General features: G+C 61.2%; 24 protein-coding genes and 1 tRNA gene. 18 read left to right on the forward strand and 7 right to left on the reverse strand.

Translation table 11 applies throughout. The annotated features are described in order from the left end of the window. Positions 1-4: 4 nt before the first annotated feature. On the reverse strand, positions 5-646 hold the full coding sequence (gene crp / locus BMX62_RS10525; protein ID WP_090208520.1) for a cAMP-activated global transcriptional regulator CRP: 642 nt from the start codon (positions 644-646) through the stop codon (positions 5-7). Between the two features lie 293 nt (positions 647-939). Between crp and BMX62_RS10530 the strand changes: the two genes are divergently transcribed. From BMX62_RS10530 to BMX62_RS10550, 5 genes are all read left to right on the forward strand, one after another. Then, a complete protein-coding gene (locus BMX62_RS10530; RefSeq protein ID WP_090208522.1) occupies positions 940-1,359 on the forward strand; it encodes an OsmC family protein in 420 nt (139 codons plus the stop codon). A gap of 150 nt (positions 1,360-1,509) precedes the next feature. Continuing rightward, on the forward strand, positions 1,510-1,719 hold the full coding sequence (locus BMX62_RS10535; RefSeq protein WP_090208526.1) for a DUF6447 family protein: 210 nt from the start codon (positions 1,510-1,512) through the stop codon (positions 1,717-1,719). Positions 1,720-1,796: 77 nt separating this feature from the next. Beyond that, positions 1,797-3,137: a UDP-glucose dehydrogenase family protein gene (locus BMX62_RS10540; RefSeq protein WP_090208529.1), complete on the forward strand. Its 1,341-nt coding sequence runs from the start codon at positions 1,797-1,799 to the stop codon at positions 3,135-3,137. A gap of 141 nt (positions 3,138-3,278) precedes the next feature. Further along, complete coding sequence (locus BMX62_RS10545) at positions 3,279-4,349, forward strand: 3-deoxy-7-phosphoheptulonate synthase (protein WP_090208580.1); 1,071 nt, start codon at positions 3,279-3,281, stop codon at positions 4,347-4,349. Positions 4,350-4,443: 94 nt separating this feature from the next. Continuing rightward, the gene (locus BMX62_RS10550; protein WP_202906258.1) at positions 4,444-5,202 is read left to right on the forward strand and encodes a sulfite exporter TauE/SafE family protein; all 759 of its coding nucleotides are present in this window, start codon (positions 4,444-4,446) and stop codon (positions 5,200-5,202) included. 310 nt (positions 5,203-5,512) lie between these two features. On the opposite strand, the gene BMX62_RS10560 is transcribed toward BMX62_RS10550, so the two are convergent. After that, positions 5,513-6,025: a pilin gene (locus BMX62_RS10560; RefSeq protein WP_090208532.1), complete on the reverse strand. Its 513-nt coding sequence runs from the start codon at positions 6,023-6,025 to the stop codon at positions 5,513-5,515. Between the two features lie 488 nt (positions 6,026-6,513). Here BMX62_RS10560 and BMX62_RS10565 point away from each other — a divergent pair, with 488 nt between their 5' ends. After that, complete coding sequence (locus BMX62_RS10565; protein ID WP_090208535.1) at positions 6,514-6,738, forward strand: tetratricopeptide repeat protein; 225 nt, start codon at positions 6,514-6,516, stop codon at positions 6,736-6,738. Between the two features lie 113 nt (positions 6,739-6,851). Here the strand turns inward: BMX62_RS10565 and BMX62_RS10570 are convergent. Then, positions 6,852-6,938: transfer RNA gene (locus BMX62_RS10570), tRNA-Leu, on the reverse strand. 124 nt (positions 6,939-7,062) lie between these two features. On the opposite strand from BMX62_RS10570, the gene rnr reads away from it, so the two are divergent. The 9 genes from rnr (at position 7,063) to BMX62_RS10615 (ending at position 16,719) form a co-directional block, all read left to right on the forward strand. Then, positions 7,063-9,321, forward strand: a complete 2,259-nt coding sequence (gene rnr, locus BMX62_RS10575) for a ribonuclease R (protein ID WP_238375959.1) — start codon at positions 7,063-7,065, stop codon at positions 9,319-9,321. A 3-nt stretch (positions 9,322-9,324) separates the two neighbouring features. Continuing rightward, a complete protein-coding gene (gene rlmB, locus BMX62_RS10580; RefSeq protein WP_090208537.1) occupies positions 9,325-10,098 on the forward strand; it encodes a 23S rRNA (guanosine(2251)-2'-O)-methyltransferase RlmB in 774 nt (257 codons plus the stop codon). Positions 10,099-10,184: 86 nt separating this feature from the next. Beyond that, positions 10,185-10,595 (forward strand): 30S ribosomal protein S6, encoded by a 411-nt coding sequence (gene rpsF / locus BMX62_RS10585; protein ID WP_090208540.1) that lies wholly within the window; start codon positions 10,185-10,187, stop codon positions 10,593-10,595. Between the two features lie 35 nt (positions 10,596-10,630). Continuing rightward, the gene (rpsR, locus tag BMX62_RS10590; protein WP_090208543.1) at positions 10,631-10,855 is read left to right on the forward strand and encodes a 30S ribosomal protein S18; all 225 of its coding nucleotides are present in this window, start codon (positions 10,631-10,633) and stop codon (positions 10,853-10,855) included. Between the two features lie 70 nt (positions 10,856-10,925). After that, positions 10,926-11,810 carry a DUF2232 domain-containing protein gene (locus BMX62_RS10595; protein ID WP_238375960.1) on the forward strand — a complete coding sequence of 295 codons (885 nt, stop codon included), beginning with the start codon at positions 10,926-10,928 and terminating at the stop codon, positions 11,808-11,810. Between the two features lie 65 nt (positions 11,811-11,875). Further along, positions 11,876-12,328, forward strand: coding sequence for a 50S ribosomal protein L9 (gene rplI / locus BMX62_RS10600; protein WP_090208546.1), 453 nt, complete (start codon positions 11,876-11,878; stop codon positions 12,326-12,328). A gap of 116 nt (positions 12,329-12,444) precedes the next feature. Next, a complete protein-coding gene (gene dnaB / locus BMX62_RS10605) occupies positions 12,445-14,388 on the forward strand; it encodes a replicative DNA helicase (protein WP_090208550.1) in 1,944 nt (647 codons plus the stop codon). Continuing rightward, on the forward strand, positions 14,385-15,473 hold the full coding sequence (alr, locus tag BMX62_RS10610) for an alanine racemase (protein ID WP_090208553.1): 1,089 nt from the start codon (positions 14,385-14,387) through the stop codon (positions 15,471-15,473). Before dnaB ends, alr begins: the two co-directional genes overlap by 4 nt. Positions 15,474-15,528: 55 nt before the next feature. Further along, on the forward strand, positions 15,529-16,719 hold the full coding sequence (locus BMX62_RS10615) for an O-succinylhomoserine sulfhydrylase (RefSeq protein WP_090208556.1): 1,191 nt from the start codon (positions 15,529-15,531) through the stop codon (positions 16,717-16,719). Between the two features lie 12 nt (positions 16,720-16,731). Here BMX62_RS10615 and BMX62_RS10620 read toward each other — a convergent pair whose 3' ends face one another. Both BMX62_RS10620 and BMX62_RS10625 read right to left on the reverse strand, forming a co-directional pair. After that, positions 16,732-17,451, reverse strand: a complete 720-nt coding sequence (locus BMX62_RS10620) for a UDP-2,3-diacylglucosamine diphosphatase (protein WP_090208559.1) — start codon at positions 17,449-17,451, stop codon at positions 16,732-16,734. 10 nt (positions 17,452-17,461) lie between these two features. Beyond that, a complete protein-coding gene (locus BMX62_RS10625) occupies positions 17,462-18,034 on the reverse strand; it encodes a peptidylprolyl isomerase (RefSeq protein ID WP_238375962.1) in 573 nt (190 codons plus the stop codon). 149 nt (positions 18,035-18,183) lie between these two features. Between BMX62_RS10625 and cysS the strand changes: the two genes are divergently transcribed. Next, complete coding sequence (gene cysS / locus BMX62_RS10630; RefSeq protein ID WP_090208566.1) at positions 18,184-19,566, forward strand: cysteine--tRNA ligase; 1,383 nt, start codon at positions 18,184-18,186, stop codon at positions 19,564-19,566. A gap of 57 nt (positions 19,567-19,623) precedes the next feature. On the opposite strand, the gene folD is transcribed toward cysS, so the two are convergent. Continuing rightward, entirely contained in the window at positions 19,624-20,499 is an 876-nt protein-coding gene (folD, locus tag BMX62_RS10635; RefSeq protein ID WP_090208569.1) for a bifunctional methylenetetrahydrofolate dehydrogenase/methenyltetrahydrofolate cyclohydrolase FolD, read from the reverse strand. A gap of 419 nt (positions 20,500-20,918) precedes the next feature. On the opposite strand from folD, the gene BMX62_RS10640 reads away from it, so the two are divergent. Next, a complete protein-coding gene (locus BMX62_RS10640) occupies positions 20,919-22,469 on the forward strand; it encodes a 2-isopropylmalate synthase (RefSeq protein ID WP_090208572.1) in 1,551 nt (516 codons plus the stop codon). Between the two features lie 6 nt (positions 22,470-22,475). Further along, positions 22,476-23,303 (forward strand): uracil-DNA glycosylase, encoded by an 828-nt coding sequence (locus tag BMX62_RS10645; protein WP_090208575.1) that lies wholly within the window; start codon positions 22,476-22,478, stop codon positions 23,301-23,303. 141 nt (positions 23,304-23,444) lie between these two features. On the opposite strand, the gene BMX62_RS10650 is transcribed toward BMX62_RS10645, so the two are convergent. Beyond that, positions 23,445-23,890 (reverse strand): RNA-guided endonuclease TnpB family protein (locus BMX62_RS10650; RefSeq protein ID WP_143339752.1); only part of this gene is annotated, 446 nt, incomplete at its 5' end.

Consider the following 23,890-nt stretch of genomic DNA (forward strand, 5'->3'; position numbering starts at 1 on the left):
CGCGTCAGCGGGCGTCGAACACCACGATGGTCTTGCCATGGGCGCTGATCAGGCCCTTCTCCTCCAGTTCCTTGAGCACCCGGCCTGCCATTTCCCGGGAGCAACCCACGATCCGGGCCAGTTCCTGTCGGGTGATGCGGATCTGCATCCCTTTGGGGTGGGTCATGGCATCGGGTTGCCGGGCCAGTTCCATCAGGGTGCGGGCAATGCGGCCTGTGACATCCAAAAAGGCCAGATCAATCACCTTGCGACTGGTTTCCCGTAGCCGGGAGGCCAGCTGGGTGGCCAGCAGGAACATGATCTGGGGGTCTTGCATGGCCAGGTCAAGAAACTTGGGATAATGAATCTCGGCGGTTTCGGTCAGGGTACGGGTCATGACCACAGCACTACGGGCCTGGGCAGCAAAGATGCCCATTTCACCAAAAAACTGGCCCGGATTGAGATAAGCCAGAACGATCTCATGGCCGTGCTCATCCTCTATGGTGACGCTGACCGAACCCTGGATCACATAGTACAGGGTATCTGGTCGGTCCCCCGCATGGATGATGGTGGACCGGGGCGGATATTGTCGTCGATGGCAATGGGACAGCAGCCTTTCCAGCGCTGGGTCCGGCGCCTGCTTTTGCCGTCTTGGCAAGGTACTCATCAATTTTGCGCGAGAAACCCCGTCCTTCAGGGCGGGGAGGGATAGCCCATCGTGCGCAGCACGATCACCTGGCCCTGGTCGCGTCCTCCTCTGTATCGGTTGGGGTTGAAAGGTATATGGCTGTGGCTGTGTGAGGGCTTGACCTCCTCCTCTCCCTGAAGGAAGAGGATTCCTACCTGATGGGTTTTTCCAGAAAAAGTGTAGGTTTAAGGTGGTACACTTGTCGAGCACCTGCCACACACTGTTGGCTGCAAAAACCCGAATACAAAGCCGGGTTTCTCGCGGAGGAATTGATGAAATCCAGGGTAAAATGGGTGGAACAGATGACCTTCATGGCCGAATCTGGCAGTGGTCATGGGGTGGTTATGGATGGGCCGCCGGAGTTTGGCGGGCGCAACCTGGGGCCGCGTCCCATGGAAATGCTGCTGATGGGCATGGGGGGATGTTCTGCTTTTGATGTGGTGCAGATCCTGAAAAAATCCCGCCAGGCGGTGACCGACTGTGAAGTGCTGTTGCAGGCCGAGCGGGCCGATACCGAACCCAAGGTGTTCACCCGGATTCATGTCCATTTCATCGTCACCGGCCATGACCTTGCCGAAAAGCAGGTGGCCCGGGCAGTGACATTATCCGCAGAAAAATACTGCTCGGCCTCCATCATGCTGGGCAAAACCGCCCGAATCACTCACGATTTCGAAATTCGCGCCCCAGAGTGAGTCTTCCCGAACGCGCCCTTGCCGGGTCTGGTCTTTTTTTCAACGGGCAGGTACTCTGCCCGGCGCCTGCCTTGTCGTTTTTCCTATCGACGGAGAGCGTCAATTGAGTGGGTTGCGATCAACCGTTTCAAAAAAAAGGAAACCACTTCCATGGTAGATACCCCCGGAAAAAACATCACCATTGACGGCAAACAGTACGACCTGGACAGCCTGTCGGACAACGCCAAGGCCCAGATTGCCAACCTGCGGGTCACCGATCAGGAAATCCAGCGATTGCAACAACAGATAGCCATTGCCCAGACGGCCAGGTCTGCCTATGCCAGAGCGCTGGCAGAAGCCCTGCCCAAAGTAGAGCAATAACACCATCCCGTCGGGGCACCCCTCCTTGCTCATGTCGTCGGGATTTGTTCACCCTTGGTTAGGGAGTCATCTGTCTCGTGAAGGTCACCATCTATGGCTCCGGCTATGTCGGACTGGTTACCGGCGCCTGTTTGGCGGAAGTGGGCAATCATGTCCTGTGCGTCGACATCGATCCGGATAAGATCGCCCGCCTTGAACAGGGTGAAATCCCCATCCATGAACCGGGTCTGGATGCTCTGGTGGCGGATAACATCGCCGCCGGACGCCTGGCTTTTACCCTGGACCCGGCTGAAGGTGTTCGCCACGGCCTGTTTCAGTTCATTGCCGTAGGGACACCCCCCGATGAGGATGGGTCCGCCGATTTGAGCCATGTGCTGGCGGTGGCCCGGACCATTGCCGAGCATCTGGATGACTACCGGATCGTGGTGAATAAATCCACCGTGCCCGTGGGTACCGCCGATCAGGTGCGGACCGTCATGGCCGATACCCTGGCCCAGCGCGGTGCCCCGGTGGATTTTGACGTGGTCTCCAACCCGGAATTTCTCAAGGAAGGGGCTGCCATCGACGATTTCATGAAACCCGACCGAATTATCATCGGCACGGATAATCCACGCACTGCCGAACTCATGCGGGCCCTCTACGCCCCCTTCAACCGGAACCATGATCGGGTCATGATCATGGATATCCGCTCGGCGGAGCTGACCAAGTATGCCGCCAATGCCATGCTGGCCACCAAAATCAGCTTCATGAATGAATTGGCCAATCTGGCGGAAAAACTGGGCGCCGACATCGAGCATGTGCGTCAGGGCATGGGTTCAGACCCGCGCATCGGGTATCACTTCATTTATCCCGGTTGCGGCTATGGAGGATCGTGTTTTCCCAAGGACGTCAAGGCGCTGGAGCATACCGCCCGGCAGGTGGGATTTCCGGCCCGGCTGCTGGCCGCTGTAGAGGCGGTCAACCATCATCAAAAAACGCGTCTGTTTGATAAAATTCATGCCCATTTCAACGGCGATCTCCAGGGGCGCACCATCGCGCTATGGGGACTGGCCTTCAAGCCCAACACCGACGACATGCGGGAAGCCTCCAGCCGTACCCTGATGGAGGCATTGTGGGCAGCTGGTGTCCATGTTCGCGCCCATGATCCGGTGGCGATGGAGGAATGTACCCGTCTTTATGGCTCGCGTCCTGACCTGACCCTGTGTCAAGACCATGAAACAGCCCTGCTGGGGGCTGATGCGTTGGTGATCGTCACTGAATGGCATGTATTCCGCAGCCCGGATTTTGATCTGATTCGCCGTCGACTCAAAACCCCGACCCTGTTTGATGGTCGCAACCTGTACGATCCCCAGTATCTGGAGGATCTGGGTTTTGCCTATTATGCTATCGGTCGGGGCCGGGCCGAACCCCGGCATTAAACCCCGCCCACGGCGGTACCCATGCCGCGGCGCCCTTCAACCCAAGCCGACACTGGAGGACACGAGTTGGGCCGCGTGATCGTGCCATGCACGATGCGCTCTCCCTCCCGCCCTGAAGGACGGGGTTTCTCGCGCACAATGATGACCACAGCTCAGACTGAAAACCTCAATATTGCCGCCATGGACTACATGCCTTCTCCCAGGGAGATCAAGGCACGTTTGCCCCTGTCTGATAAGGCTGCCCATACGGTTCTCGCGGGTCGCCAGGCGTTATGTGACATTCTCGATCACCGGGACCCAAGGTTGTTCGTGGTGGTTGGCCCCTGTTCCATCCATGATCCCGAAGCGGGCATGGACTATGCCCGGCGGTTGAAGGCACTGGCCGACCAGGTATCGGATGTGCTGCTGTTGGTGATGCGGGTCTATTTTGAAAAGCCCCGCACTTCAGTGGGCTGGAAGGGGTTCATCAATGACCCCCATCTGGACGACACCTTTCGTATTGACGAAGGGATGGCCAAGGCCCGGCACTTTTTGATGGACATCAACGAACTGGGTCTGCCAACGGCTACCGAGGCTCTGGACCCCATTGCTCCCCAGTACTACGGTGATCTGATTGCCTGGACGGCCATTGGTGCCCGCACCGCAGAATCCCAGACTCACCGGGAGATGTCCTCGGGCCTGTCCACGCCGGTGGGCTTCAAAAATGGCACCGATGGCGGCTTGAGCGTGGCGATCAATGCCATTTTATCTGCCGGCAGTCCCCATAGTTTTCTGGGCATCGGCAATGATGGTCAGTCGGTGATTCTGCGCACTAGGGGGAATCGTTACGGGCATCTGGTGCTGCGAGGCGGTAACGGACAGCCCAATTATGATACCGTTTCAGTGACCTTGGCAGAGCAGGCGCTGGACAAGGCGGGGATTCCTCGCAACATTGTGGTGGACTGCTCCCATGCCAATTCCTCCAAGAATCCGGAATTGCAACCGTTGGTGATGAAGGATGTGATGCATCAGATTCGGGAGGGCAATCGTTCCATTGTGGGGCTGATGGTGGAAAGTTTTCTGGAGGCTGGCAACCAGCCGCTGACTGCAGATCGTTCCCAACTGCGCTATGGCTGTTCCATCACGGATGCCTGTGTGGATTGGCCGACCACCGAGGCGATGATCCGTAATGGAGCAGAGATATTGCGTGCTTATCCCCGATCGGCGGGATAGCTCAAAACCTTGAAGACCTCTTCCAGAGCCATGCCTTCCTGCAGTGAGGATCGGGAGGATCGCGAGCGAACTGGGGACCGTTTCGAGCATTTCCGTGATACTGGAATTATCTGGCCTTGTTCTGATCGTCGTCGCCGCTTTTGTGGCTGGCGCCCTCAACGCCCTGGCGGGAGGCGGAAGTTTTCTCACCTTGCCGGCCTTGGTTTTTAGTGGTGTTCCCCCGATCGCTGCCAATGCCACCGGCACAGCGGCGCTGTTGCCCGGTTATCTGGCCAGCGCCTGGGCCTGTCGGGATCTGATCCGGGCACCTCTGGGCATGACCGTACCGCTGGTGGTGTTCATCGGTATGTTGGGTGGAGCCGTAGGGGCCTTGCTGTTGCTGGCTACCTCCAACGAGGCATTTCAGTTGATTGTGCCTTGGCTGTTGCTCTTTGCTACATTGCTATTTGCTTTCGGGCCGCGCCTGAACCAGCATCTGGCGCGACACAGCTACGGCAGTGGCGGCTTGTGGAAGCGACTCGGCGTATTGGGGGTGTGTGGATACGGAGGATATTTCAATGGTGGCATGGGCATTGTCATGCTGGCCCTGTTTCGCCTGCTGGGTGTCCATGACCTGAATGCGGCCAATGGACTAAAAAATCTGCTATCGGCTGTGCTTACTTTGATGGCGGTGATGGTCTATATCTGGGGTGGCGCCATCTCCTGGCCGGAGATTCCCCCCATGGCGCTGGCGGCGGTCCTGGGTGGTCTGGCTGGTGCCCGCATTGGCCGGGCACTGCCGCCGGTGTTCCTGCACCGTGGCATCGTTGGGGTGGGTGCGGTGACCACGATGCTGTTCTTTTTGGGGCGGTGATCGAATTGGGGACCGGGAGAGCGGGCACTCTTGAGTCTGGCCGTCAACGGCGCACTGCCTGTCCTCCATTTCTACACAAGATCGGCATCGGCAAAGTCCAAGCCGTGCTTTTCAAGGTTGGCCTGCCGTTTGGTTTCGTCCCAGCAGTAACGGGTGCACATGAAATTATTGTAGATGCGTTAATTTCGTAAGGCAAGGTGGAAGAACATAATGGGCATTATGCGAACCTTCCGTCAGGCGAAAAAAACCCCGGCGCGAGGCCGGGGTTTTTTTTGGTTATCCTACCGTGGCAGTCAAGAGTGCCTGTCCCTTAACCTGCCTGAGCTGCAAAGACAGTCCGGCACGACCCAGGCAGGAACTTGACGGGGATGCCGTCGGTACCTGGGCTGGGACCACATTGCCATGCTGCAATAGCGCGACCGCCATGAGTTCCTGGGACGAAGGCTTCCACATCAGTGCCGGCCGCATTCATCACGAAGGGACGAAGCTGTATCTGTTTTCCATCAATCGCGGCATTATCAAATCCTTGGGCTTGGATAATGATGTGGCCATTTGCGTTGGTGGATGACGCAGTCCCGTTCACATGCTTCGTCGTCGTCACATCACAGGATTCATTCAATGCAGTCCCCATGTCCGTTCCCGGAAATGTCTGCACCGCTTCGGTAATAGAAGTTCTGCACTGAGAGGCGGCTAGAACCACTTCCCCCATCTTGGCCCGCACGGTGTAATCCTGATACGCCGGCAAAGCAATCGCCGCCAAAATCCCAATGATCGCCACCACGATCATCAGTTCAATCAAAGTAAAGCCCTTCTGCTTCTGCATCGTCATACTCCCGTTGTGGACATCACACCCCAACCGAAGCAAAACCAATGCCAAAACCACCGCCCTCAAAAAACAACAACTTACCCACCCCAGCCACCGATGTCATCATTTTTTAACGACACCTGTCACTACTTTTCCCTGACACTCCATCCTCTGTCACCATTTTTAGTGACAACTACCCACCCCCATCCACCCCGGATACACTAACCCCACCAAAAACAGCCCAGCCGACCCCATGCCTACCATCTCCATGGACACCGCCGCCCAGCTCACCGGCCTCACCAAGCGCACCCTCTGGCGGCGCCTGTCGCGGCACACGGCCCCACACACGCGCAAGGCGGGGGGGGGGGGGTAGAAAACCAGGCCCGGCCCAAATCCAGATCGACCTCATCCTCAACGACCTCCCCATCACCCTCACCCCCGAAGACATCCACATCATTCAACGGGCCGAGCAGGGCGACGCCGAAGCCCAGAACGACATCGCCCTGATGCTGCTGGAAGCCCGCCGCCCGGACCTGGCCCTGCACTGGCTACAAGCAGCAGCAGACCAGCACTACCCCGACGCCATGCACTGGCTGGGCAGATGCCACATCTCTGGTGAAGGGGTACCCAAGGATGAAATGCTGGGCCTCTCCTGGCTCCAGCGGGCCGCCGCCCTGGGCCATGTCATCTCCCAACGGCAGATGGCAGGCATCCGGGTCAACGTGGAATGACAGGGCAGGGGAGGGACCACGAACCCGCTGGGATTTTCCACTCAAGGCAGGTACAATCCAGCGCTGAACACGAAAACGGCCCGCATCAAGCGGGCCGTTTATCGAAATCAAGTTGGTGCCGAGGAGAGGACTTGAACCTCCACGGGGTCTCCCCCACTAATACCTGAAACTAGCGCGTCTACCAATTCCGCCACCTCGGCAATCCCAGTGAGAAGCATGTTGCTCTTGCGTCTCAGCTGAAGGCGCCATCATAGTACCCAATAAGGGGGTTGTCAACGCCCCCGCCAAAAAAATTATCGGCCCTGGCCTGAACGAAAAGATTAAATGACAAAAAAGAAAAAGAGCTTGCCCCAAGACCCCCACTTCGACCGCGAAGCCCGCAAATATGAACGCCCCATCCCCAGCCGGGAACTGATCCTCCAGGTGGTGGACCAGGCCAACGGCCCCATGGGTTTTGACCCCCTGGCCCGTCGCCTGGGTCTGGAAGACGACGTTGACCTGGAAGCCCTGCGCCGCCGCCTGCGGGCCATGGAACGGGACGGCCAACTGGTCTGCAACCGGGCCGGCGGCTGGTTGCCGGTGAACCAGTCCGACCTGGTCCGGGGTCGGGTCATCGGCCACCCGGACGGCTTCGGCTTTCTGGTGCCCGACGAACCGGGAGAGGATTTATTCCTCTCCCCCCGCCAGATGGGCGCCCTCATGCACGGCGACCGGGCCGTGGCCCGGGTCATCGGCATCGACCGCCGGGGCCGCCGGGAAGGGGCCATCATCGAAGTGCTGGAGCGCAATACACAGACCGTGGTGGGTCGCCTGAGCCTGGAAGGGGGTATCGGCTTTGTGGCCCCGGACAACAAACGGATGCCTCAGGATATCCTCATCCCGCCGGAGTGCCTGGGCGAAGCCCGGCCCGGCCAGATCGTCACGGTACGCATCAAGGAACAACCCACCAAACGCACCCGGTCCATTGGCGAAGTGATCGAGGTGCTGGGGGAGCACATGGCCCCCGGCATGGAAATCGACATCGCCGTGCGCGCCCACGGCCTGCCCTTTGAATGGCCCGAAGCGGTACTGAAAGCCGTGGAAGGCTTTTCCGACAAAGTCCCCAAAAAAGCCAAGGCAGGCCGGCTGGACCTGCGGGACATGCCCCTGGTGACCATCGACGGGGAGGATTCCCGGGACTTCGACGACGCGGTGTATTGCGAATCCCTGGGCCGACGAGGCTACACCCTCTGGGTGGCCATCGCCGACGTGGCCCATTATGTCCAGCCGGGAGACCCCCTGGACCTGGAAGCCCGCAACCGGGGCACCTCCGTGTATTTCCCCGAACGGGTCATTCCCATGTTGCCGGAGGTGCTGTCCAACGGCCTGTGTTCCCTGAACCCGGAAGTGGACCGCCTCTGCCTGGTCTGCCAGATGACCGTCAACTCCCGTGGCCGCATCAAGGATGCCAAATTCCACCGGGCGGTGATGCGTTCCCATGCCCGCCTCACCTATACGGAAGTGGCCGAGATCCTGGTGGAACGCAAGGCCGATACCATCCGCCGTCGCCAATCCCTGGTGCCTCACCTGGAAAACCTCTACGGCCTCTACAGGCTGTTGCGCAAGGCCAGGGATACCCGGGGCACGGTGGATTTCGAGACCACCGAGACCCGCATCCTCTTTGGCGCCGATCGCAAGATCGAACGCATCGTGGCCTATGAGCGCAACGACGCCCACAAGATCATCGAGGAGTGCATGATCGCCGCCAATGTGGCCACTGCCGGATTCCTCAAGCGCAAACGTATGCCCACCCTGTATCGGGTACATGAAGGCCCCAAGCCCGCCAAGCTGGAAGATCTGCGCCGGTTTCTGGGGGGGCTGGGCCTGTCCCTGCGGGGCGGGGACGAACCCACCCCGGCGGATTTCTCTGCTCTGCTGGAGCAGGTGAAGGACCGGCCCGATGCCCGGCTGGTGCAGACCGCCTTGCTGCGGTCCCTGTCCCAGGCGGTCTATGCCCCAGACAACCTGGGTCATTTCGGGCTGGCCCACGAGGAATACCTGCACTTCACCTCACCCATTCGCCGCTACCCGGATCTGCTGGTGCATCGGGCCATTCATCATGTACTGGATGGTGGCAAACCCAAGGACTTCACCTATGCCCATATCGACATGGTGGCCCTGGGAGAAAGCTGCTCCATGCGGGAGCGCCGGGCAGATGAAGCCTCCTGGGATGTGACCGCCTGGCTCAAGTGCGAATACATGCTGGACAAGGTGGGAGAAGTGTTCGACGGGGTGGTGACCAGCGTCACCTCCTTTGGCCTGTTCGTCGAACTCAAGGACATTTATGTGGAAGGTCTGGTCCATGTCACCAGCTTGTCCAACGATTATTACCAATTCGATCCGGCGGGGCATCGTCTGACCGGGGAGCGCAGTGGCCGGGTGTATCGGCTGGGGGATCCGGTGCGGGTGAAGGTGGCCAGGGTGGACCTGGACGAGCGCAAGATCGACTTCGTACCGGAAGCCTCCGGCCCGGAGGCCAAGCGTAGCCGGGGCGATTCGGCCAAGCCGGGTCGTCGGCGTCGGCGCAAGCGGACGGAATCATAAATCATGGCAGCCAATGATCGGGTGTTTGGACAACATGCCGTAGAGGCGCTGCTGTCCCGCTGTCCTGAGCGGGTGCGGGAACTGCGGGTGCAGGCAGACCGGGGAGATGGCCGGATGCGGGGGCTGCTGGAGCGGGCCGCCCAGGCCGGAGTGACGGTGCAGCCGGTGGCCCGCCGGGAACTGGATGCCCTGGCGGGGAAGGTCCGTCATCAGGGGGTGATGGCCACGATCACGCCGATGACGCCCCTGGGAGAAGGGGACCTGCCGGATATGCTGATGGCGTTGGAGCGCCGGGGCACCGTGCCCCTGTTGCTGGTGCTGGACGGGGTGACCGATCCCCATAATCTGGGGGCCTGTCTGCGTACCGCCGACGGGGCGGGGGTCACTGCCGTGATTGCCCCCAGGGACCGGGCCGCTGGTCTGACCCCGGTGGTGCGCAAGGTGGCTTCCGGGGCTGCGGATACCGTGCCCTTCATCCAGGTCACCAATCTGGCCCGCACCCTGGACCTGCTCAAGACGTTCAACCTCTGGATTGTGGGCACCTGCGGCCAGGCCGATACGGTGCTGTATGATGCCGACCTTGCCGGCCCCACGGCGCTGGTGCTGGGGGCGGAAGGCAAGGGTATGCGGCGGCTGACCCAGGACCGCTGTGATGTTCTGGTGCAATTGCCCATGCTGGGACAGGTGGACAGTCTGAACGTATCGGTGGCCGCCGGGGTCTGTCTGTACGAGGCGGTGCGACAGCGCCGGATTGCTTCCCCCGTCCCGAACGGCTAAGATTCCGCTCTTTTCCGGGGCGCCCCGGAGATTCACCTTGCCTCACCGCTGGTCGGGAGGCTGTCACCCGCAAGGACATCCCAAATATGCGTCATTACGAAATTGTATTCATGGTTCACCCGGACCAGAGTGAGCAGGTTCCTGCCATGATGGAGCGTTATCGCGGCATCATCGAAGGGGCCGAGGGCGAGATCCATCGCCTGGAAGACTGGGGTCGCCGTCAGCTGGCCTACCCGATCCAGAAGCTGCACAAGGCCCACTATGTGCTGATGAACGTGGAATGCCCGGAAAGCGCGCTGGAAGAACTGGTCAGTGCCTTCCGCTTCAACGATGCGGTGATTCGTCATCTGGTGATGCGCATGGAGCAGGCCTTTACCGAAACTTCTCCCCTGGCCAAAAATCGGGACGATGACGACAGCAACACGTCTTCTTCTTCCGACGACAGCGATGATGACGATGGCGATGATGATGATCGTTCGTCCTCTTCGTCGAACTGAGCCACTGTTCACCTGATTCATTCCGAGGATAGACCATGTCCCGTTTCTTCCGTCGTCGCAAGTATTGCCGTTTCAGTGCCGAAGGGGTCGAGTTCATCGACTACAAGGATCTCAATACCCTGAAGAACTACGTCACCGAGACCGGCAAGATCGTGCCCAGCCGCATTACTGGCACCAGTGCCCGTTATCAGCGCCAGTTGGCCACTGCCATCAAGCGCGCCCGTTTCCTGGCCCTGTTGCCTTACTCCGACAACCACTGAGGACGGCAGCCACCGGCGCCCTGGGGTGCCGGTGCATGAGACCACCATGAGGCAACTGGCATCTTTCATCATGCAAAGCCGACTGCGGGCGGTGACCGTCACCGTCGGCTTTGGTGTGATCGGCCTGCTGATTCCCCCCCTGGCGCTGGTCAGCAGTGCTGCCGTGGCCCTGGTGACCCTGCGTGTGGGGTTGCAACAGGCCCTGGCGGTGGTGGCCCTGGCGGCGGTGGTGGTGAGCCTGATCGGTTGGGTGGCAGGCCTGTCACCGATGGTGGGCCTGGTGACGGCTCTGGTGCAATGGGTGCCGGCCCTGGCCTTGGCTGCAGTGTTGCGCAGTACCGTGTCCTGGGCGGCCACCCTCACCAGTGGCATTCTCATGGGCTGTGGCGTGGTGCTGATGTTGCATCTGTCCGTGCCCGACATCACCCAGATGTGGTACTCGGTGCTGCAGCAGACCGTTGGGCCGCTGTTTGACACCTCGGCCATGAACGCCCAGGAGCGGGAAGAAGCCTTCAGGCAGGCGGCGGCGGTGATGACGGGAATGCTGGCTGCGGTTTCCCTGCTGGCTTTGTCCCTGTCCTTGTTGCTGGCCCGTTATTGGCAGTCGGTCCTTTACAACCCGGGTGGTTTTGCCCAGGAGTTTCATCAGCTGAGTCTGGGTCGGGTGCCGGCCTTGTTGCTGCTGGTGTTGCTGGTGCTGGGGCTGTTTGCCGGCGTGAGTCTGATGTTCGAGTTGTCCCTGGTGTTTCTGGCCGCCTTTTTCCTGCACGGGCTGGCGGTGATTCACGGGATTAATCGCAAGCTGAACCTGAGCCGTCTGTGGCTGGTGATGACCTATGTGGTGATGGCTTTTGCCCTGCCGCAGATGATGGTGGTCCTGGCCACTTTGGGGATGGTGGACAGCTTTGTGGATCTTCGTGGACGGATGGGACAGGCGGGTAACGACGCCCCTTGATGTCTGCCCATACTGTCGCCTTCCTGGCAGATAACATCTTTGATTTTTGACTGAGGTATAGACCGATGGAAGTGATTCTTCTCGAAAAGGTGGAAAACCTGGGAAGCCTGGGGGACAAGGTGCGTGTGCGCTCTGGTTATGCCCGCAACTACCTGCTGCCCAAGGGCAAGGCCAAGTTTGCCACCGAGGCCAACATTGCCGAGTTTGAGGCCCGCCGTGCAGAACTGGAAAAGGCAGCGGCCCAGGCTCTGGCAGCGGCTCAGGCCCGTCAGGCCAAGCTGGAAGCCATGACCCTGACCATCACGGCCCGTGCCGGTGGTGAGGGCAAGCTGTTTGGTTCCGTGGGCACCAATGACATTGCCGATGCTGCCAAGGCGGCTGGTGTGGAACTGGAAAAGCGTGAAGTGCGTCTGCCCGATGGCCCCCTGCGTCAGGCGGGTGAGTTTGAAGTGGCTGTACACCTGCACACCGATGTCAATGCCACTGTGAAGGTGGTGGTGGTGGGTGTAGAACAGTAGGACTGCTTTACCCGCGGGGCGCCATGTCCCGCGGGCCCCATGCCGGAACCGGTCCGGGTCCGGGGTGAACAAGACAGGTCCGAGCGTCTGTCGTTGCGTCGATTGGTATTCTGACCATGCCCGAAAAGCCCCGCACCTTTGCGTCCCGCAACAGGACCGAAGCGCTCAAGATTCCTCCCCATTCCATTGAAGCCGAGCAGGCCGTGCTAGGTGGCCTGATGCTGGAGAATGATGCCTGGGATGTGGTCGCGGACCATGTGACCGAGGTGGATTTTTACCGTTATGACCATCGTCTGATTTTTCGGGCCATTGCCGAGTTGGCGGATCGGCAGTCGCCGTTTGATGTGGTGACCATTTCCGAGCGTCTGGAGGCCCGGGGTCAGCTGGTGGACAGTGGTGGGTTGAGTTATTTGGGGACGTTGGCCAAGGATACGCCCAGTGCGGCCAATATCCAGGCTTATGCGGAGATTGTGCGTGAGCATTCGGTGGTGCGTCAGCTGATCAGTGTAGGTTCCCGGATTGCTGACAGTGGGTTTAATGCCCAGGGTCGGGAGAGTCGGGAGCTGCTGGATGAAGCTGAGCGGCTGGTATTTGAGATTGCCGAGCAGGGGGCCCGTAATCGTCAGGGTTTTCGGGGGATGCGTACCCTGCTCAAATCTACGGTGGAGCATGTTGAAAAGCTCTTTGAGCGGTCCAGTCCCATCACTGGTTTGAGCACGGGCTATGATGATTTTGACGAATTGACTTCTGGTTTGCAGCCGGGGGATCTGGTGATTGTGGCGGGGCGCCCGTCGATGGGTAAAACCACCTTCGCGATGAATATCGCCGAATATGCGGCGCTGAAGCAGCAATCGCCGGTGGCGGTGTTCAGTATGGAAATGCCCGGCGAGCAACTGGCCATGCGTCTGCTTTCCTCCCTGGGAAGGATCAATCAGCAGCGTTTGCGTACCGGGCGTTTGGAAGATGATGACTGGCCGCGTTTTTCCAGTGCCGTATCCATGTTGTCCGAGGCTCAGTTGTATATCGACGACAGTCCGGCGCTGTCTCCTTCTGACCTGCGTTCCCGCTGCCGCCGGCTGATGCGAGAGCATAAGCAGCTTAGCCTCATCGTGGTGGACTATCTGCAGCTGATGCAGGTGCCCGGCAGTTCAGAGAACCGAACCAACGAGATTTCCGAGATCTCCCGTGGCCTCAAGGCGTTAGCCAAGGAAATGGGGGTTCCTGTGATCGCCTTGTCTCAGCTTAACCGTGGTCTGGAACAACGTCCCAGCAAACGTCCGGTGATGTCGGATCTGCGTGAATGCGTGACCGGAGATACCTTGGTCATTTTAGCTGATGGCACTCGGGTGCCTATCGCTGATCTTGTGGGCCAAACACCGGAAGTGATTTCCGTGGATGCCAAGGGGCATCTGCAATCTGCGGCGACGGATCTCATCTGGTCCGTGGGCCGAAGACAGGTGCTGAAAATCACTCTGGCCAGCGGTCGTACCTTGCGGTGTACCCCTGATCATCGGCTACTTGGTTTATGGGACTGGATACAAGGTGGGAATCTGAATTTGGGAGATTATCTTGCCGTATCCAGGCAGGTGCTTGAGGAATCTGGCAACCTTGTCAGATTTGATGACCTGCCTCGGGAGGTTGAAGATGACATCAGTCACCAGATGGGCATTAAAAAATTGACGCGAACCGAGCTACTTCAACAAGACGAGCGCCTCGGACTCATCGCCAATGAAGCATTATTCTGGGATCGGGTGGTGGCGGTGGAGCCGGCAGGAGAGGAGGAGGTATTCGATCTGACTGTGCCCGGTAATGCCTGCTGGCTGGCCGACGGGATTGTCAGTCATAACTCCGGCGCCATTGAACAGGATGCAGACCTGATCGTCTTTATCTACCGGGATGAGGTGTACAACGAGGATAGCCCGGACAAGGGGACGGCAGAAATCATTATCGCTAAACAACGTAATGGCCCCATCGGCAATGTACGACTGACCTTCTTGGGACAATACACCCGCTTTGAAAATTATGCGCCCGAAATCTATTCCAATGAGGGCTTTCAGTGAGAAGAACCGCCTCGGCACAGTTGTGCCTCGGCCATCTGTCAGCCAATCTGGCCAGAGTGCGGGTGGCAGCCCCCGGTCGCCGGATCATGGCAGTAATCAAGGCCGAAGCCTATGGTCATGGCCTGCTCCAGGTGGCGGAATGCCTGGCACCACAGGTGGATGCCCTGGCGGTATCCTGCCTGGATGAGGCCTCGGCATTGCGCGAGGCCGGTTACCGGCAGCCGGTACTTGCCCTGCAGGGATTCAAGGATGAACGGGACCTGCACAGCGCCGCCCAACTCGGGGTGGCCGTGACGGTGCATGAGGACAGTCAATTACGCCGGTTGGCAACCACCCGCCTGCAACGCCCGGTGCAGGTCTGGCTGAAACTGGATACCGGCATGGGGCGACTGGGGTTCGCCCCGTCCCGAGCCACGGAACTGATGGCCGCCCTGACTGCAAACACCAATGTGGCCGCAGTGACGGGATTGATGACCCATCTGGCCTGTGCCGATACCCCCCATCGCCCGGAAAATGCCACCCAACTGGCCCGGTTCCAGGCCGCGACCCGGCATCTGCCCGGCGAACGCAGTCTGGCCAATTCCGCCGCTATTCTGGCCTTGCCCAATACCCACGCCGACTGGGTACGGCCCGGTATCATGCTCTATGGCGGCTCACCACTGGCAGATCAGTCCGCTGCTGCACTGGGCCTGCACCCGGTGATGACCCTGACAACCCGATTGATCGGCATACATACCCTGATGCCGGGAGAGGCGGTGGGTTATGGGGCCACCTGGCGCAGCGAGCGGCCCAGCCGGGTGGGGGTGGCGGCCATCGGGTATGCCGACGGTTATCCCCGCCATGCCCCCAGCGGCACGCCGGTGCTGGTGCGCGGTCAGCGGGTTCCCCTCATTGGGCGGGTCTCCATGGACATGATTACCGTGGATTTGACCGATCTGGAGACGGTTCAGGTGGGCGATCAGGTGACTCTGTGGGGCCAGGGGCTGCCGGTGGATGAGGTGGCGATGGCCGCAGGAACCATCAGCTACGATTTATTGTGTCGGGTACATGACCGGGTGCGGGTAACCACCGGCCCCATGTCCTGAGTCTGGCGCTTTGGGGTGTCAGGATTGATACTTGTCAATTTAACCAGGAGTTTTTATGTCCCAGTCTCAGGATAACCCCGGTTTCGATACCCTGGCCATTCGCGCCGGCCAGACCCGCACGGCGGAACAGGAACATTCCGATCCCATCTTCGCCACCTCCAGCTTTGTCTTTGCCAGTGCCGCCGAGGCGGCGGCCCGGTTTGCCGGCGAGGCGCCCGGTAATATCTATGCCCGTTTCACCAATCCCACGGTGCGCGCCTTTCAGGATCGGCTGGCGGCCCTGGAAGGGGGGGAAGCCTGTGTGGCCACCGCCTCGGGCATGTCGGCGATCCTGTCCACCTGCCTGTCCCTGCTCCAGGCGGGGGACCATATCATCTCGTCCCGGTCCGTGTTTGGTTCCACCACTAACCTGTTCAGCAATTACCTCACCCGTTTCGGTATCCAGGTGAGCTATGTGCCCCTGTCGGATCTGGATGCCTGGGCCAAGGCCCTGCGCCCCAATACCCGGATGCTGTTTGCCGAGACGCCTTCCAATCCCCTGACCGAGCTGGTGGACATCCGTGCCCTGGCGGAACTGGCCCATACCCACGACTGCCTGTTGGCGGTGGACAATTGCTTTTGTACTCCCGCATTGCAACGGCCCCTGACCCTGGGGGCCGATCTGGTGATTCATTCCGCCACCAAGTATCTGGATGGGCAGGGGCGCTGTATGGGAGGGGCGGTGGTTGGCGATGAGAGTCGGGTGGGCAAGGAAATTCTCGGCTTTTTGCGCACCGCCGGCCCCACCATGAGTCCCTTCAATGCCTGGGTCTTTCACAAGGGCCTGGAAACCCTGTCCCTGCGCATGCGCGCCCATAGTGCATCGGCCCTGACCCTGGCCCACTGGCTGGAAAAGCATCCGGCGGTGGAGAAGGTCCATTATCCCGGTCTGGCTTCCCATCCCCAGCATGCCCTGGCTGCCCGCCAGCAGGCCGCTTTCGGCGGTATCGTCGCCTTCCAGGTGAAGGGGGGCAGGGAGGCGGCCTGGCAGGTCATCGACAGCACCCGGATGCTGTCCATCACCGCCAACCTGGGGGATGCCAAGACCACCATCACCCATCCGGCCACCACCACCCACGGGCGGATCACCCCGGAGCAACGGGTGGAGCAGGGGATTGGCGAAGGATTGGTGCGGATGGCGGTGGGCCTGGAAGACCCGGCGGATATCCAGGCCGATCTGGCCCGGGGCCTGGACCGCCTGTGCTGAGAGGGGGCCGGCTCAGATGCCGGCCAGCGCCATCCCGTCCGGGCGGCATACCAGCACGCCACCGGTGTCGTACCAGTCGGGCAGCACAATGCGGCGGGCCGGGTGGCCGTCCAGATCAAGATCATGGATGGCGGGGCGGTGGGTATGGCCGTGGATCAGGGTGTGGACACCATGGCGGCGCAGGGCATCCTCAACCGCCAGGGGGCTGACGTCGGTGATGTGGTCGGGCTTGTTGCGGGTGCTGGTCCGGCTCTGCTGTCGGGCGGCTTCCGCCTCGGCGTGACGCCGGGCCAGGGGCAGGGCGAGAAAGGCCGCCTGCCAGTCCGGGTCCCGGACCAGGGCGCGAAAGGCCATGTGGTCCACGTCGTCGGTGCACAGGCTGTCGCCGTGCATGATCAGGGTGGGGGTGCCGTAGAGGTCCACCACCGTTTCCGTGTCCAGCAGCTGGCAGCCGCAGCGCCGGGCCAGGGTGTCTCCCACCAGAAAATCCCGGTTGCCGTGGACGAAGTACAGGGGCATGCCCCCATCGCTCAGGCATTTGAGCTGGTCAAAGGCCGGTTGCAGGTGGTCCGCCGGGTCGTCGTCCCCCACCCAGTACTCGAACAGATCCCCCAGGATGTAGAGGGCATCGGCACCGGGGACACGGGTGTGGAGGAAATGTTCAAAGTGCCGCAGACCGTGGGGACGATCCTTGTCCAGATGCAGATCCGAGATGAACAGCGTCTCGCTCACGGTTGCCGAATCACTCGGCGCTGACGCGGGTCATGACAATGGGTTCCCGGGGGACATCCTGGTGCATGCCCTGGCTGCCGGTGGGCACGGCGACGATGCTTTCCACCACGTCCATGCCTTCCACCACCCGGCCAAAGACGGCATAGCCCCAGCCCTGGGGGGTTTCGGCGGTGAAGTCCAGGAAACGGTTGTGCTGGACATTGATGAAGAACTGGGCAGTGGCGGAATGGGGGTTGGGGGTACGGGCCATGGCCACGGTGCCCACTTCGTTGCTCAGGCCGTTATTGGCCTCGTTGCGGATCGGGTCCTTGGTGGGCTTTTGCTGCATGTCCTGGGTGAAGCCGCCCCCCTGGACCATGAAGTCGGGGATCACCCGGTGGAAGATGGTGCCGTCATAGAAGCCGTCATTGGCATAGGCCAGGAAGTTGGCGACGGTCTCGGGGGCCTTGTCGGCGTAGAGTTCAAGGACGATGGTGCCCTTGGTGGTCTCGATGGTGACCCTGGGGGCAGTGTTTTCGGCCATGACTTGAGTTCCCATGGTTGCAGACAGCAGGGTGAGGCTAAGGGCAAGCTGTCGAATCATTGATTTCATTAGTGGATGTCCGTCGGTATACCGTTGACGATCCGTGATGATAGCCGCTGGCGCCCGGAGGGGCAAAGTCCGGCGATGGCCCCGTATCCATGGGCTTTGATAAGATCAGGGCTCCAACGAATTCAGAGACAGACACCTCGATGCTCCATATCCACAACACCCTCACCCGTCGCAAAGAGCCGTTCCAGCCCATGGAACCCGGCAAGGTGCGCATGTATGTCTGCGGCATGACGGTGTATGACTACTGTCATCTGGGCCATGCCCGGGTGCTGGTGGTGTTCGATGTGGTCTACCGTTACCTTCAGGCGCTGGGCTATGAGGTGACCTATGTGCGCAACATCACCGACATCGATGACAAGATCATCCGCCGGGCGGCGGAAAACGGTGAATCCATCGAGGCCCTGACCGACCGTTTCATCCAGGCCATGCACGAGGACGCCGATGCCCTGGGGGTGGCCCGTCCCAGCTTTGAGCCCCGGGCCACGGCCCATATCCACGACATCCTGCACATGATCGGCACCCTGCTCCGGCGGGGCTTTGCCTATGTGGGGGATAACGGGGATGTGTATTACAGCGTCTCCCTGTTCGAGGGATACGGCAAACTGTCGGGCAAGCGGATCGAGGATCTGCGGGCGGGGGAGCGGGTGGCGCCGGACGAGTCCAAGCGGGACCCGCTGGATTTCGTGCTCTGGAAGGCGGCCAAGCCCGGCGAGCCGGCCTGGGATTCCCCCTGGGGACCGGGGCGGCCCGGCTGGCATATCGAATGCTCGGCCATGTCCACCCATTATCTGGGACATCATTTCGACATCCATGGGGGCGGGCAGGATCTGCAGTTCCCCCACCATGAGAACGAGATCGCCCAGAGCGAGGCGGCCTCCTGCGAACATTATGTGAATTACTGGATGCACAACGGTTTCGTGCGGGTGAACGAGGAGAAGATGTCCAAGTCCCTGGGCAATTTCTTCACCGTGCGCCAGGTGCTGGCGCATTACCGGCCCGAGGAGGTGCGGTATTTCATCCTGGGCAGTCATTATCGTAGCCCGCTCAACTACAGTGACGAGCCCCTCAACAATGCCCGTGCCGCCCTGAACCGTCTGTACACCGCCTTGCGGGGGGTGGCGCCGCTGCCGCCGGAAGGGGAGGGGGCGCCGTTCCGGAGCCGGTTCGATGCCGCCATGCAGGATGACTTCAACACGCCGGTGGCGCTGTCGGTGCTGTTCGACATCGCCCATGAGGTGAACCGTCTGCGGGACGGTCAGCCGGAAGCGGCGGGGCGTCTGGCCGGGTTGTTGCGGGAGTTGGGCGGGGTGCTGGGGATTCTGGGGTCGGACCCGGATGCCTATCTGCAGGGAGGGGCTGGCGAGGGACCGGGCGAGGCCGAGATCCAGGCCCTGATCGAGGCCCGTCTGGAGGCCCGTCGGCGCAAGGATTTTGCCGAGGCGGACCGGATTCGGGATGTCCTCAAGGAACAGGGCGTGGTACTTGAGGATGGCCCAAGCGGCACCACCTGGCGTCGCGGCTGAGGGAATCGCAAAGCCCCTCTCCCCTTGCGGGAGAGGGGTTGAGGCCAGGGGACAGGCTCACGGCAGGAAACAGCTGGCCACCTGTTCTGCATCCTCACAGGCCTGCAGGGTGTTCTTCATCAGCATGGCCACGGTCATCGGTCCCACGCCGCCGGGAACCGGGGTGATCCAGGCGGCCCGTTCCGCTGCCCGATCAAATTCCACGTCGCCCGCCAGACTGCCGTCCTCCAGCCGGTTGATGCCTACGTCAATCACCGTGGCCCCCGGCTTGATCCAGTCCCCCCGCACCAGCCCCGGCTTGCCCGCCGCGGCGATCACGATGTCTGCACGCCCCACATGCTCCGGGGTGTCGGTGCTGAAGCGATGGCAGACGGTGACCGTGGCCCCCGCCAGCATCAGTTCCAGGGCCATGGGACGGCCAACGATATTGGAGGCGCCCACGATCACCCCATGACGGCCCTTGTAGGTTTCCCCCGTGGCTTCCAGCAGTCGCAGCACCCCATAGGGGGTACAAGGGCGCAGGCGTGGCAGGCGCAGGGCCAGTCGGCCCATGTTGTAGGGATGAAAACCATCCACGTCCTTGGCCGGGTCCATGCGCTCCACCACCTGCTCGGTGTCGATGTGCCCGGGCAAGGGCTGCTGGACTAAAATGCCATCCACGGTGGGATCGGCGTTGAGTTCGTCAATCACGTCCAGCAGATCCCCCAGGGAGACATTGTCCGGCAGGTCGACGGAGCGGGATTCCATGCCGATGGCGTCGCAGGTGCGGCGCTTGTTGCGGACATAGACGTGGGAAGCCGGGTCGTCCCCCACCAGCACCACCGCCAGTCCGGGCGCCCGCTTGCCCGCGGCAAGACGGGCTTCCACCGCCTGGCGGACTTCCTGTTGAACGGTCTGGGCAATGGCGCGGCCATCGATGAGTCGGGCGGGCATGGGCGAGTCCTGACTGAGGGGGGTGGATGTCTCTGGGGCGGTATTTTCCCATTGAATGTGCTGATCGTCCAATGCCGGGGGCTGTGAATGGTTGATGATTGCAGTAGGCTTTACTCCCTGCGGGGCCTCTGCTAAAGTCAAGACCAAGTCCAAAAAATACGCCCCCATGACCCACCCACGCGCACAACATGGTGTGATCCAGGCGCCGCCCTCCCGGAGCGGCGCCTGGGTGGGCATATCTTCCGTGGCCCGCCTGCTATCCCCGCTGCGACTGCCGCGCTAGCGGCACATTCTCTCATGCCTGGCGAGGCCAAACGCATTCGCTGATCCCATGACATCCATCCCAGGGTGCGGGTCATGTAGAATTTCCCCCAGAGAGCAAGCGCCCGGACCCCTCCGGCGCGCAGAGGTCACAGAACATGGCAGGCAAAGACAAACTCTTTATTTTCGACACCACCTTGCGCGACGGCGAGCAGAGTCCCGGCGCGTCCATGACCCGGGAAGAAAAGGTCCGCATCGCCAAGGCGCTGGAAAAGATGCGGGTGGACATCATCGAGGCCGGCTTCCCCGCCGCCAGCACCGGTGACTTCGAGTCCGTGCGGGCGGTGGCCCAGGCGGTGCGGGACAGCACCGTCTGCGGTCTGGCCCGGGCCAAGGATGTGGACATTGACCGCGCCGGCGAGGCCCTCAAGGCGGCCAATTCCGCCCGCATCCACACCTTCCTGGCCACATCCCCCATTCACATGCAGTACAAGCTGAAGATGTCCCCCGACGAGGTGCTCACCCAGGCGGTGGCCGCCGTCAAGCGGGCCCGGCAGTGGACCGATAACGTGGAATTCTCCCCCGAGGACGCGGGCCGTTCCGAGCTGGATTTTCTCTGCCGGGTGATTGAGGCGGTGATCGACGCCGGTGCCAGGACCATCAACATCCCCGATACCGTGGGTTACAACATCCCCCAGCAGTTCGGCGAGTTGATGCGGAACCTGATCGAACGGGTGCCCAACTCGGACAAGGCCGTGTTCTCGGTCCATTGCCACAATGACCTGGGGGTGGCCGTGGCCAACTCCCTGGCCGCCGTGCTCAATGGCGCCCGTCAGGTGGAGTGCACCATCAACGGTCTGGGGGAGCGGGCCGGCAACGCGGCCCTGGAGGAGATCGTCATGGCGGTGCGTACCCGTCAGGATGTCTTCCCCTGCGACACCACCCTGGATACCACCCAGATCGTGCCCTGTTCCCGCCTGGTGTCCAGCATCACCGGTTTTCCGGTGCAGCCCAACAAGGCCATCGTGGGCGCCAATGCCTTTGCCCATGAATCCGGCATCCATCAGGACGGGGTGCTCAAGCATCGGGATACCTACGAGATCATGCGGGCCCAGGACGTGGGCTGGTCGGAAAACCGCATCGTGCTGGGCAAGCACTCCGGTCGCAATGCCTTCCGCACCCGCCTCAAGGACCTGGGCATCGAGTTCCAGTCCGAGGAGGAACTCAACGAAGCCTTTGCCCGTTTCAAGGAACTGGCGGACAAAAAACATGAGATCTTCGACGAGGATCTGCAGGCCCTGGTGTCGGAAGCCACCATGGCCCTGGACAGCGAACAGCTCAAGCTGGTGTCCATGCGGGTCTGTTCCGAGACGGGGGAGACGCCGGTGGCCAATGTCACCCTCAGCGTGGACGGGGCCGAGCGGGGCGGCCAGGCCGAGGGCAGCGGCCCGGTGGATGCGGCCTTCAAGGCCATCGAGACCATCGTGCCCAGCGGCACCCGGTTGCTGCTCTACTCGGTGAACAACATCACCAGTGGCACCGATGCCCAGGGGGAGGTGACGGTCCGGCTGGAAAAGGCGGGGCGCATCGTCAACGGTCAGGGGGCGGACACGGATATCGTGATTGCCTCGGCCAAGGCTTATCTCAATGCCCTCAACCGGCTGGTGATGCCGGATCGTCGTGCCCATCCCCAGCGCGGCGACGTCTGATCCCCCATGGATGAGGGACTGCGGCGTCGTTATCTTGAGGTCATGGGCATCCAGCAATGGGTGCCCAGGGACGACACTCCGACCCTGACAGCGGGCGTATCCCATCATGATGAGGCGCCCGCTGTCAGGGCGTCTGCGGTCATGGAACCCGATGTCCCGTCGATGGCGCCGGCCCAGGAGGACCGTCCGGCAACGACGTTGCCGGCGCCGAAAACCAGCAGCCCCGTAGAAACGGTACCCGACTGGGAAACCCTGTCACATCAAGTTGAGACCTGCACCCGCTGCGCGGAACTGGCGTCAAGTCGCACCCGGACCGTGTTCGGGGTCGGTGACCGCCAGGCCCCCTGGCTGTTCATTGGTGAAGCCCCTGGGGCGGAGGAAGACCGGCGCGGAGAGCCTTTTGTGGGACGGGCAGGCAAGCTGCTGGACAACATGCTAGCCGCCCTGGGCCTGGCCCGGGGGGAGGGGGTCTACATTGCCAATATCCTCAAGTGTCGCCCGCCTGACAATCGTGATCCCAAACCGGAGGAAGCGGGCGCCTGCCGGGATTTTTTAGACCAGCAGATTGCCCTGATCCAGCCCCGGATCATCGTGGCCCTGGGGCGGGTGGCGGCCCAGAATCTACTGGCGACCAAGACCCCTCTGGGTGCCCTGCGGGGCCATCTTCTGGAATACCGGACCATCCCTCTGGTGGTCACCTACCATCCGGCCTACCTGCTGCGCAAGCCTTTGGATAAGCGCAAGGCATGGGATGATCTATGTCTGGCCCGGCAGGTCATGCGCTGCGTGCCGCCATCTGGAAGCCCTACTACCGCTGCTCGGATAGTTACATGATGAGGATGAGTAGTACCGCTTCACAACAGAAATTCGGCTTCAAATTTGGCCGCAATGGCGCCCATTCCGCACGCACCATGATGCTGGGTGACTGCTCCCCGCCCTAAGCGCTGACGCGCCACGGGCGAGGCTTCCCACTTCTCAGGCAGCAGCCGGCGATGTGCCGGACTTACGCAAGCCTCCATGGGCAGAGACGGACAGCCCTTCCGCCTTCAGCTTTACTATGCCTTGATGCTTGATGTTCAGCGCCGCGTTGATATCCCGGTCATGCTGTGTGTGGCAGGCCGGGCATTCCCACGACCGGACGTTCAACGGCATGGCGTCCCTCTTGTGCTGGCAGACATGGCAGGTTTTGGAGCTGGCAAACCACGGATCGATCTTGACCAGATGCTTGCCCTGCTCCTTGGCCTTGTAGTCCAGCTTGGTGGTCAAGGCATACCAGGACGCATCGCCGATGTGCTTGGCGAGTCTGGCGTTTTTCATCATATTTTTGACCTTCAGCGTCTCGACGATCACCGCTTGGTTGTCGTCAACGATCTGTCGAGAGAGCTTGTGCTGGAAGTCGTGGCGGGCATTGGCGACCCGCT

The sequence above is a fragment of the Ectothiorhodospira magna genome (assembly GCF_900110965.1).
Taxonomy (GTDB): Bacteria; Pseudomonadota; Gammaproteobacteria; order Ectothiorhodospirales; family Ectothiorhodospiraceae; genus Ectothiorhodospira; species Ectothiorhodospira magna.

Coding starts and splice junctions, on each gene's coding strand:
- rplI (WP_090208546.1), top strand. CDS start 11,876: ATGGAAGTGATTCTTCTCGAAAAGGTGGAAAACCTGGGAAGCCTGGGG.
- BMX62_RS10645 (WP_090208575.1), top strand. CDS start 22,476: ATGGATGAGGGACTGCGGCGTCGTTATCTTGAGGTCATGGGCATCCAG.
- BMX62_RS10535 (WP_090208526.1), top strand. CDS start 1,510: ATGGTAGATACCCCCGGAAAAAACATCACCATTGACGGCAAACAGTAC.
- rlmB (WP_090208537.1), top strand. CDS start 9,325: ATGGCAGCCAATGATCGGGTGTTTGGACAACATGCCGTAGAGGCGCTG.
- BMX62_RS10615 (WP_090208556.1), top strand. CDS start 15,529: ATGTCCCAGTCTCAGGATAACCCCGGTTTCGATACCCTGGCCATTCGC.
- BMX62_RS10625 (WP_238375962.1), bottom strand. CDS start 18,034: ATGATTCGACAGCTTGCCCTTAGCCTCACCCTGCTGTCTGCAACCATG.
- BMX62_RS10565 (WP_090208535.1), top strand. CDS start 6,514: ATGCTGCTGGAAGCCCGCCGCCCGGACCTGGCCCTGCACTGGCTACAA.
- BMX62_RS10560 (WP_090208532.1), bottom strand. CDS start 6,025: ATGCAGAAGCAGAAGGGCTTTACTTTGATTGAACTGATGATCGTGGTG.
- cysS (WP_090208566.1), top strand. CDS start 18,184: ATGCTCCATATCCACAACACCCTCACCCGTCGCAAAGAGCCGTTCCAG.
- crp (WP_090208520.1), bottom strand. CDS start 646: ATGAGTACCTTGCCAAGACGGCAAAAGCAGGCGCCGGACCCAGCGCTG.
- dnaB (WP_090208550.1), top strand. CDS start 12,445: ATGCCCGAAAAGCCCCGCACCTTTGCGTCCCGCAACAGGACCGAAGCG.
- BMX62_RS10530 (WP_090208522.1), top strand. CDS start 940: ATGAAATCCAGGGTAAAATGGGTGGAACAGATGACCTTCATGGCCGAA.
- rnr (WP_238375959.1), top strand. CDS start 7,063: ATGACAAAAAAGAAAAAGAGCTTGCCCCAAGACCCCCACTTCGACCGC.
- BMX62_RS10545 (WP_090208580.1), top strand. CDS start 3,279: ATGACCACAGCTCAGACTGAAAACCTCAATATTGCCGCCATGGACTAC.
- BMX62_RS10640 (WP_090208572.1), top strand. CDS start 20,919: ATGGCAGGCAAAGACAAACTCTTTATTTTCGACACCACCTTGCGCGAC.
- rpsF (WP_090208540.1), top strand. CDS start 10,185: ATGCGTCATTACGAAATTGTATTCATGGTTCACCCGGACCAGAGTGAG.
- BMX62_RS10595 (WP_238375960.1), top strand. CDS start 10,926: ATGCAAAGCCGACTGCGGGCGGTGACCGTCACCGTCGGCTTTGGTGTG.
- folD (WP_090208569.1), bottom strand. CDS start 20,499: ATGCCCGCCCGACTCATCGATGGCCGCGCCATTGCCCAGACCGTTCAA.
- rpsR (WP_090208543.1), top strand. CDS start 10,631: ATGTCCCGTTTCTTCCGTCGTCGCAAGTATTGCCGTTTCAGTGCCGAA.